8 protein-coding genes and 1 riboswitch are annotated in these 8,737 nt (G+C 66.2%); of the genes, 4 read left to right on the top strand and 4 right to left on the bottom strand.

The features are described from left to right. Positions 1-169: 169 nt before the first annotated feature. The 4 genes from gcvPB to gcvT are packed head-to-tail and all read right to left on the bottom strand — an operon-like array spanning position 170 to position 4,579. A complete protein-coding gene (gcvPB, locus tag VKZ87_RS15645) occupies positions 170-1,738 on the bottom strand; it encodes an aminomethyl-transferring glycine dehydrogenase subunit GcvPB (RefSeq protein WP_414655658.1) in 1,569 nt (522 codons plus the stop codon). Further along, complete coding sequence (gene gcvPA / locus VKZ87_RS15640; RefSeq protein WP_324222194.1) at positions 1,738-3,078, bottom strand: aminomethyl-transferring glycine dehydrogenase subunit GcvPA; 1,341 nt, start codon at positions 3,076-3,078, stop codon at positions 1,738-1,740. The genes gcvPB and gcvPA overlap by 1 nt, the downstream gene beginning before the upstream one ends. Before the next feature lie 9 nt (positions 3,079-3,087). Continuing rightward, the gene (gene gcvH / locus VKZ87_RS15635) at positions 3,088-3,459 is read right to left on the bottom strand and encodes a glycine cleavage system protein GcvH (RefSeq protein WP_324222193.1); all 372 of its coding nucleotides are present in this window, start codon (positions 3,457-3,459) and stop codon (positions 3,088-3,090) included. Positions 3,460-3,472: 13 nt separating this feature from the next. After that, a complete protein-coding gene (gene gcvT / locus VKZ87_RS15630; protein WP_324222192.1) occupies positions 3,473-4,579 on the bottom strand; it encodes a glycine cleavage system aminomethyltransferase GcvT in 1,107 nt (368 codons plus the stop codon). Between the two features lie 53 nt (positions 4,580-4,632). After that, positions 4,633-4,740, bottom strand: a riboswitch (glycine riboswitch). A gap of 272 nt (positions 4,741-5,012) precedes the next feature. Between gcvT and VKZ87_RS15625 the strand changes: the two genes are divergently transcribed. The 4 genes from VKZ87_RS15625 to VKZ87_RS15610 form a co-directional block, all read left to right on the top strand. Next, complete coding sequence (locus tag VKZ87_RS15625; RefSeq protein ID WP_324222191.1) at positions 5,013-5,552, top strand: DUF962 domain-containing protein; 540 nt, start codon at positions 5,013-5,015, stop codon at positions 5,550-5,552. Positions 5,553-5,593: 41 nt separating this feature from the next. Further along, positions 5,594-6,637, top strand: coding sequence for a cyclase family protein (locus tag VKZ87_RS15620; RefSeq protein ID WP_324222190.1), 1,044 nt, complete (start codon positions 5,594-5,596; stop codon positions 6,635-6,637). A 179-nt stretch (positions 6,638-6,816) separates the two neighbouring features. Next, complete coding sequence (locus tag VKZ87_RS15615) at positions 6,817-7,416, top strand: hypothetical protein (protein WP_324222189.1); 600 nt, start codon at positions 6,817-6,819, stop codon at positions 7,414-7,416. A gap of 28 nt (positions 7,417-7,444) precedes the next feature. Continuing rightward, positions 7,445-8,737, top strand: a 1,293-nt coding sequence (locus VKZ87_RS15610) for a methyl-accepting chemotaxis protein (protein WP_324222188.1), incomplete at its 3' end; no start/stop codon positions are given.

Here is an 8,737-nt window from a genome sequence, read left to right as displayed (position 1 = left end):
CGGTGCCACCCTCATCGTCATCGTCTGGCTGATCGGCGTCGCGGTGATCGGCGCCGTCGCCGCGCTTCTGGCGAAGCTGGCGGGCGGCGGCCGGACGACGCAGCGCGTCGAGCGCTTCAAACGTTTCCCGCCCAGCCACCGCTAACGGCGCCGGGCGGGTTCCGTCGGCTTACTCCGCCGCGGCTTTGCCGGCCGGCGGGGCGTTGGTGCCGGGCTTCCAGCGCAGGATCGGCGCGCGGGCGGCGCGGGTCTCGTCCAGCCGGCGGCGCGGGGTGAGGCGCGGCGCGCCCTGGAACCAGGCCGCCTGGTCGCCCTGTTTCGCCTTCTGCGCCAGGCCGCGCAGGGTGCCGACGAACATGTCGAGGCTGTCTTTGCTCTCGCTTTCCGTCGGTTCGATCAGCATCGCGCCGTGGACGACCAGCGGGAAATACACCGTCATCGGGTGATAGCCCTCGTCGATCATCGCCTTGGCGAAGTCGAGCGTGGTGACGCCGGTATCCTTCAGGAAGCGGTCGTCGAACAGCGCCTCGTGCATGCAGGGGCCTTCGAAGCTCGGACTCATCACGTCCTTCAGCGTCGCCAGGACGTAATTGGCGGCCAGCACGCTGTCTTCCGCCACCCGCTTCAGCCCGTCGCCGCCATGGCTCATCATGTAGGCCAGCGCGCGGATGAACATGCCCATCTGGCCGTGGAAGCTCTTCATGCGGCCGAAGCTTTTCGCATCGCCGCCTTCCACCAGTTCGAAGCCGTTCTTCCCGTGCACCACATAGGGCACCGGCACGAAATCCTTCAGCGCCTCCGACAGCACGACCGGGCCCGAGCCGGGACCGCCGCCGCCATGGGGCGTGGAGAAGGTCTTGTGCAGGTTGATGTGCATGGCGTCGACGCCGAGATCGCCCGGCCGCACCTTGCCGACGATGGCGTTGAAGTTCGCGCCGTCGCAGTAGAAGAAGGCGCCGGCGGCATGCACCATGTCGGCGACCTTTTTGATGTCGCGCTCGAACAGGCCGCAGGTATTCGGATTGGTCAGCATGAGCGCCGCCACATCCGGGCCGAGCTTGGCCTGCAGGGCCTCGAGATCGACGCGGCCATCGGCGGTCGCCGGGATCGGATCGACCGTATAGCCGCAGAGCGCCGCCGTGGCGGGATTGGTGCCATGGGCGGATTCCGGCGCGAGGATGCGCTTGCGCACGTCGCCGCGCGCCTTGAGCGCCGCGCGGATCGCCATCAGGCCGCAGAGCTCGCCATGGGCGCCTGCGGCCGGCGACATCGCCACGGCCGGCATGCCGGTCAGCGTCTTCAGCCAGCCAGCGAGGCGGTCGATGACTTCCAGCGCGCCCTGCACGGTCGAAACCGGCTGCAGCGGATGCAGGTCGCCGAGGCCCGGCAGCCGCGCCATCTTCTCGTTCAGCCGCGGATTGTGCTTCATCGTGCAGGAGCCGAGCGGATAGAGCCCCGCATCGATGGAATAGTTCTTCTGCGAGAGCCGCACGAAGTGGCGCACCACCTGCGGCTCGGAAAGACCCGGCAGGCCGATCCGGCCGGTCCGCTTCAGGCCGCCGAGGCGGTCCTTCACCTGCGGCGCGGGCGGCAGATCGACGCCGCTGCGGCCATCCTCGCCCTGTTCGAAGATCAGCGCCTCTTCCATCAGCAGGCCGCGGTTGCCGGTAATGGTGCCGGCCGCGGCGCTGTCGGCATCCTGGCTCGGCGTGGTCGGGCGTCCCTGACGGTTCAGCATCACAGCACCTCCTTCAGGGCGGCGACCAGGGCATCCATGTCGCCCTCGCTGTTGGTCTCGGTGGCGGCCAGCAGCAGCACGTCGTGCAGCGCGGGCTCACCGGGGAAGAGGCGGGCGGCGGGCACGCCGCCGAGAATGTTCTTCTGCACCAGCGCTTCCACCACATCAGCCGCCGGCTTCGGCAGCTTCACGGCGAACTCGTTGTAGAAGGCATCGGGGATGACCTCGACGCCCTTCAGCGTCGCGACCTTCTCGGCCAGCTGCACGGCCTTGGCATGGTTGATCTCGGCCAGACGGGTGAAGCCGGCTTCGCCCAGCAGGCTGAGATGGATGGTGAAGGCGAGGGCGCAGAGGCCGGAATTGGTGCAGATGTTCGAGGTCGCCTTCTCGCGGCGGATATGCTGCTCGCGGGCCGACAGCGTCAGCACGAAGCCGCGCCGGCCGTCCTGGTCCACGGTCTCGCCGCAGAGGCGGCCCGGCATCTGGCGCACGAATTTCTCGCGGGTGGCGAACAGGCCCACATAGGGACCGCCGAAGCTGAGCGGCACGCCCAGCCCCTGGCCCTCGGCGACCACGATGTCGGCACCCATCGCGCCAGGCGGCGTGACGAGGCCGAGCGAGGTGACCTCCGCCACGGCGACGACCAGCAGCGCGTCTTTCGCCTGGCAGGCCTTCGCGAGGCCGGAAAGATCGCGCAGATGGCCGAAGACCGACGGGTTCTGCACCACCACGCAGGCGGTCTGGTCGTCGATCAGCGCGGAGAGGTCTTCCGAACCGTTCAGATCCGTCGGCGCCGCCACATGCGGCTGGTCCGTCTGGTCCATCAGCGTGGCGATGGTGTCGCGGTAATGCGGGTGCAGGCCACCCGAGAGCACGGCCTTGCCCTTTTTGGTGACCCGCTGCGCCATCAGCACCGCTTCGGCGGCCGCGGTCGCGCCGTCATACATGGAGGCGTTGGCCACCTCCATGCCGGTGATCATGCTGACTTGGGTCTGGAACTCGAAGAGATACTGCAGCGTGCCCTGGCTGATCTCGGGCTGGTACGGCGTATAGGAGGTGAGGAATTCCGAGCGCTGGATCAGATGGTCGACGGCAGCCGGAATGTGATGGCGGTAGGCGCCGGCGCCGAGGAAGAAGGGCACGTCCATGGGCGAGACATTCTTCTTCGCCATGGCGGCGAAGGCGCGCTCCACTTCCAGCTCGCCCTGGTGCGGCGGCAGGTCGAGCTGCGGGTTCAGCGCGCCGGCGGGCACGTCCCTGAACAGCGCATCGATGTTGGGCGCGCCGATCACCGCCAGCATCTCGCGGCGGTCGGCTTCGGTCAGACCGAGATAGCGCATGGGAAATCCTTACAGGGTTTTCAGGTAGGCGTCGTAGGCGGCCTGGTCCATCAGCGCGTCCAGTTCGGCCTTGTCGGACAGCTTCATCTTCACGAACCAGCCATCGGTCTGCGCGGCGCGGTTCACCAGCGCGGGATCGTCGGCGATCGCCTGATTGCTCTCGACGACTTCGCCGCCGCAGGGCGCATAGACCTCCGACGCCGCCTTCACGGATTCGACAACGGCGATTTCGGCGCCGGCCTCGACCGTCTTGCCCGGCGCGGGCAGGTCGACGAAGACCACGTCGCCGAGCTGGCTCTGGGCGTAATCCGAGATGCCGACCGTGGCGACATCGCCATCGAGACGGATCCATTCATGGTCCTTGGTGTAGCGCGTGGTCATGGATCCTCTCCTGTTATTTCGCGTAGCGTTTGGTGATGAAGGGAAGCTTGCAGGTTTTCGCGGGAAGCGCCTTGCCGCGCACCATGAGGGTGAGCGGCGTGCCGGGCGCGGCGTATTCCGTCGCGACGTAGCCCATGGCGATCGGCGCATCGACGCTGGGGCCGAAGCCGCCCGACGTGATCGTGCCGATCTTCTCGCCCTTGTCGTTCAGCACTTCGGTGCCTTCGCGGGCCGGCGCGCGGCCTTCGGGCCGGATGCCGGTCAGCTTGCGGCTGACGCCGTTTCTGAGCTGCTCCTGTATGACCGCCGCGCCGGGAAAGCCGCCTTCCTCGCGGCGGCGCTTCGGGATCGTCCAGTTGAGTCCGGCCTCGATCGGCGTCGTCGTGGCGTCGATGTCGTGGCCGTACAGGCAGAGGCCGGCCTCGAGGCGCAGGGAATCGCGCGCGCCGAGTCCGATCGGCTTCACTTCCGGCTGGCTCAGCAGCCAGCGGGCGAGGTCCTCGGCCTGTGCGTTCGGCACCGAGATCTCGAAGCCGTCCTCGCCGGTGTAGCCCGAGCGCGTCACGAAAGCCTCGAACCTGTCCAGCGCCAGCGTCGCGCCCATGCTGAAGCTCATCGCCTGCACGACCGGATTGAGCCGCGACAGCACCGCGACCGCGGCAGGCCCCTGCAGGGCGAGCAGGGCGCGGTCTTCCAGATATTCGATCTCGCAGCCCTTCAGGTTGGCGCGGGCATGGGCGATGTCGTCGTCCTTGCAGGCGGCGTTGAACACGACGAAGAGGTCGCGGTCGCGCTTGTTGACCATGAAGTCGTCGCGGATGCCGCCCTGGTCGTTGGTGAACATCGTGTAGCGCATCTTGCCGACATCCAGCGACTGGATGTCGCCGGGCACCAGCGCCTCAAGCGCTTTCGCCGGATCGTCGCCGGTGATGCGCACCTGGCCCATATGCGAGACATCGAATAGACCCGCGGCGGCGCGGGTATGCTTGTGCTCGGTCAGGATGCCGGTCGGATACTGCACCGGCATTTCGTAGCCGGCGAAGGGGACCATGCGCGCGCCGAGCTCCTTGTGCAGCGCGTTGAGTGGCGTGACTTTGAGGTTTTCAGCCGTGTCGCCCAAAAGAGGCCCCTTTGCGAACAGAGTCAGAGTCGAGCCGGCGGATGGTTTCGCCGTTCGCCCCCTCTGTCCCGGGACCTGAGAGATTCGGACAGGCCTTGCTGCCCTTACTCCTTCGGTGGGACCGGGTTTGGACTCCCGATCCGCTTTCCAGAGTGTCGCCAGCCCGGTCGGTCCTTCGGCCTGAGAGTTTCCGGGGCGGTTGCTCCTTCGGCGCGCGGGCCCCCGGAATTCCGGGTTTCGCGCCTCTCCCGCCGGACTGACTGCGACGCGGCGAGAATAGGCTCAGGCGGATATTAGTCAACGGGATTCCCGATGACCCTGCGGAAGCCGGAATTCCTGCGATTGACAATGCTTTACCACCCTCTAGGCTTATCCACAGGGACAGGAAGCACCCGCGACTCGGCGCGAGTCGCGACAGAGAGAAGAGGGCGCCATGAACCCGTTCTTCGTCGAACAGATGGCCATGTATTCCGCCTATCACCGGGACGGGCGCAATCGCGCCACCCATTTCATCGGCATTCCCTCCATCGTCTTCGCCATTTTCATTCCGCTGCACTGGGTGCCGCTGTTCGAGATGTGGAACGGCGAAACCAGCGTGACGCTGGCGACTGCCCTCTGGGTCGTCACCGGCATCTTCTATCTCTGGCTCGACCGGACCATCGGCGGACTCATGGTGCTGGTGGCCTTCCTGCTGATGATGGCAGCCGAATGGGTCGCCGGGCAGGGCAGCTTCGTCGGCTGGACGGTCTTCGCCGTGGCTTTCATCGGCGGCTGGATCTTCCAGCTGGTCGGCCATGTCTTCGAAGGTCGCCGTCCCGCGCTGGCCGACAATATCCTGCAGGCGCTGATCGGCCCGACCTTCCTGGTGGCCGAGGCGGTCTTCGCCATGGGCCTGAAGCGGGAACTGCATGAGGCGGTGGAAGCCCGCTGGAAGAACTATTCCGTCGGCGCCATGCGCGAGCGGGCGGCGTGAGCGACTGTTTTTCGTTTTGTGATCGGGGGTAGGCGACAGGAATGACGCAGCGCTGGAAAAACCGGCCTGAAGGGTCGAACTGGGGTGACTTCGGGCCGGACGACCGGCTGGGACGCGTCAACTGGATCACACCGGAGAAGGTGAAACAGGGCATCGCGGAAGTGCGCGAGGGCCGCACCTTCTGCCTGTCGCTGCCGCTGGAATATCCGGGCGGCAACCTGCTCAATCCGCGCCGTTTTCCGCCGCAGCTCTTCGCCGTGGTGCGTGAGGGCCGCCCCAACATGGCGCTGCCGCTTTCGATGTACGACCCGCGCGTCACCGACGTGTCCAGCGACGACGCGGCCCTGCTGTATCTGCAGTATTCCACGCAGTGGGACAGCTTCGCCCATATCGGCTCGATGTTCGATGCCGATGGCGACGGCACGCCCGAGCGGGTTTTCTACAATGGCTGGCGCGGCGGCAGCGACATCCCCGATGTCGACGACCGCGGCGTGGGTGAGCCGCGTCTGGAACGCTTTCCGTCGAAAGGCACCGAGGCGCTCGGCATCCACAATTTCGCCCGGCACGGCATGCAGGGGCGCGGCGTGCTGGTCAACCTGCATGACGAATGCGGCGATGCGCGCACCTGGGTCGGGTATGACCTGCTGATGCGCGTGATGGAGAAGCAGAAGGTGGAAGTGGAGAAGGGCGACATGCTCTGCTTCTATACCGGCTTCGGCGACGTCGTGCTCTCGATGCAGCGCAGGCCCGACCTGCACCGGCTGGAGAATTCCTGTGCCGTACTGGATGGCCGCGACAAGGCGCTGCTGAAGTGGATCACCGACAGCGGCGTGAGCTGCCTGATCGCCGACAATTATGCGGTCGAGGGCCTGCCGGCAAAGCCGGTGGATGGCAGCCATGCCATGCTGCCGCTGCATGAGCATTGCCTGTTCAAGCTCGGCGTCCCGCTCGGCGAGCTCTGGTATCTGTCGGAACTTGCCGCCTGCCTGAAGGAACAGAAGCGCAGCCGCTTCCTGCTGACCGCACCGCCGCTCCGGCTCACCGGTGCCGTGGGATCGCCGGCATCGCCAATTGCGACTGTGTAGCACCGTATAAAGACGATTATCGGATGAGATGTTGCGGCGCCGGCAACCGGCGGTCGCTGGTTCTGCGCGCCTATGACGGATTGGAACAGCTAAAAAGCCCAGCTAACCGTTTGTTTACTCCCCTGATCCCTTACAATCAGAATAAGAAAAGCAGGGCATATAAATCAGGGGAACTCGCCATGAAGTCGTCTCGTCTCATCCGCATTCCGTTTGCCGCCATGATTGCATGGGCCGTTTTCGCGGCCATGCCGGCCGTCGCGCAGGACAAGCACGTGCCGAAGGCGCAGGCCTGGGCGGAAAAGACCCTGCGTGAATGGATGAAGGACCCGGTCGTCATCGAGGCGGTCAAGGCGCAGAACGCCAAGCATGCCTCCCTTACGCAGGACAAGATCGATGCGCTCGACAAACAGTGGCGCGCCGAGACCAAGGCGTCGGCCAAGCCGCTGATCAGCGAAGTCACCGGCAACGCGCTGTCCGCCTACCTGAAGAAGAAGGAGGCCGAAAGCCAGGGTCTCGTGACCGAGATCTTCGTCATGGACAACAAGGGCCTCAATGTCGGCCAGAGCGACGTGACCTCCGACTACTGGCAGGGCGACGAGGCCAAGTGGCAGAAGACCTATCCGGCCGGCCCGAATGCCGTCTTCGTCGACAAGGTCGAGCAGGATGAATCGACCCAAAAATTCCAGACCCAGGTCAGCATGACGGTGGTGGATGGCAGCGGTGCCGCGATCGGCGCCGTCACGGTCGGGCTCGACGTCGAAATGCTGATGGATATGTGAGCCCGGCAACGCAGGGGAGGACAGAATCATGCAGAAGGATTTCCGGGGCCAGGGCCGGTTGCGCCTGTCCTTATCGCAGAAACTTGGACTGCTGATTGCTGTCATCCTCTGCATCGGCGTCGGCGGCACGGTGTTCGCCCAGCTGGAGATGCGCAAGGTCGCGGCGGTCGAGGAATTCCGCGCCAGCAATCTCCAGGTGGTCAGCCTGCTGGCGCAGCAGATTTCCGGCGGCGTGCGCTGGAACAAGCCGGAGACGATCGCGCCGGTCCTGGAGGGAGCGGCGGAGTTCGAGGGCAGCGCGCTGGCGAATGCCGTCGTCTTCGACGCCCAGCGCAAGCCGATCGCCACCTTCGAAGGCAAGCGTTTCAGCATCCACGGCGAACTGGCTCAGGAGTTCACCGCCGCAATCGAGCAGGAGGTGAAATCCGGCAAGATCCAGACCTGGTCGGACGGCAGCGACCATTACATCATGATCGCGCCGGTGGTGGCCGGCAAAGACCGGGAATATGTCGGGGCGCTTGCGGTGGCGCTCAGCCTCGACGTGCTGAACGCCGTCAACGCCGAATCCTCGCAGCGCGCCCTCGTTCTCGGCGGTGGCCTGCTTGGCGTGCTGCTTGTCGCCCTGATGCTGGGCACGCAGCTGCTGGTCAGCCGCCCGCTGCGCCGCATCACCGCGACGATCAGCGACCTGGTCGAGGGCAAACAGGATGTCAGCATCCCGAGCCTCAACCGCGGCGACGAGGTGGGCGACATCGCCCGCAGCCTCAACATCTTCAAGGAACAGATCGCACAGAACCAGGCGCTGCAGCAGGAACGCGCCGCGAGCCAGGCCGAACAGCTGGCCGAGCGCGAACGCAGCGAGGCGGAGCGCCAGCGCCAGGAGGAGGAACTCGACCGTTCGGTGGCTCGCGTGCTCAACGCCGCTGCCGCCGGCGATCTCGGCAGCCGCATCGATCCGGGCAATCTGGCCGGCGCCACCCGGCGCATCGCCGAGGGCATCAACCGCCTGCTCGACGTCACCGACCGCTCGCTGCAGCAGATCAGCGCCATGCTGGCCGGCCTGGCCGACGGCGATCTGACCCAGCGCATCAAGGGCGACTTCGCCGGCGTGTTCGCGCGCATCCAGAATGACGCCAACGGTACTGCCGGCAAGCTGACCGGCATTGCCACGCGGCTGATCGAAACCGCGCGGACGGTGCGCGACGCGTCGGGCGAGATCTCGGCGGGCAGCCAGGACCTGGCGCAGCGCACCGAGAGCCAGGCCGCCTCGATCGAGGAAACGGCGGCCTCGATGCACGAGATCACCACCACGGTGAAGCAG

It is taken from the genome of Ferrovibrio sp. (assembly GCF_035304305.1).
Classification (GTDB): Bacteria; Pseudomonadota; Alphaproteobacteria; order Ferrovibrionales; family Ferrovibrionaceae; genus Ferrovibrio.
The sequence above is the reverse complement of the archived record's forward strand: the minus strand, read 5'-3'. Positions and strand labels throughout refer to the sequence as shown.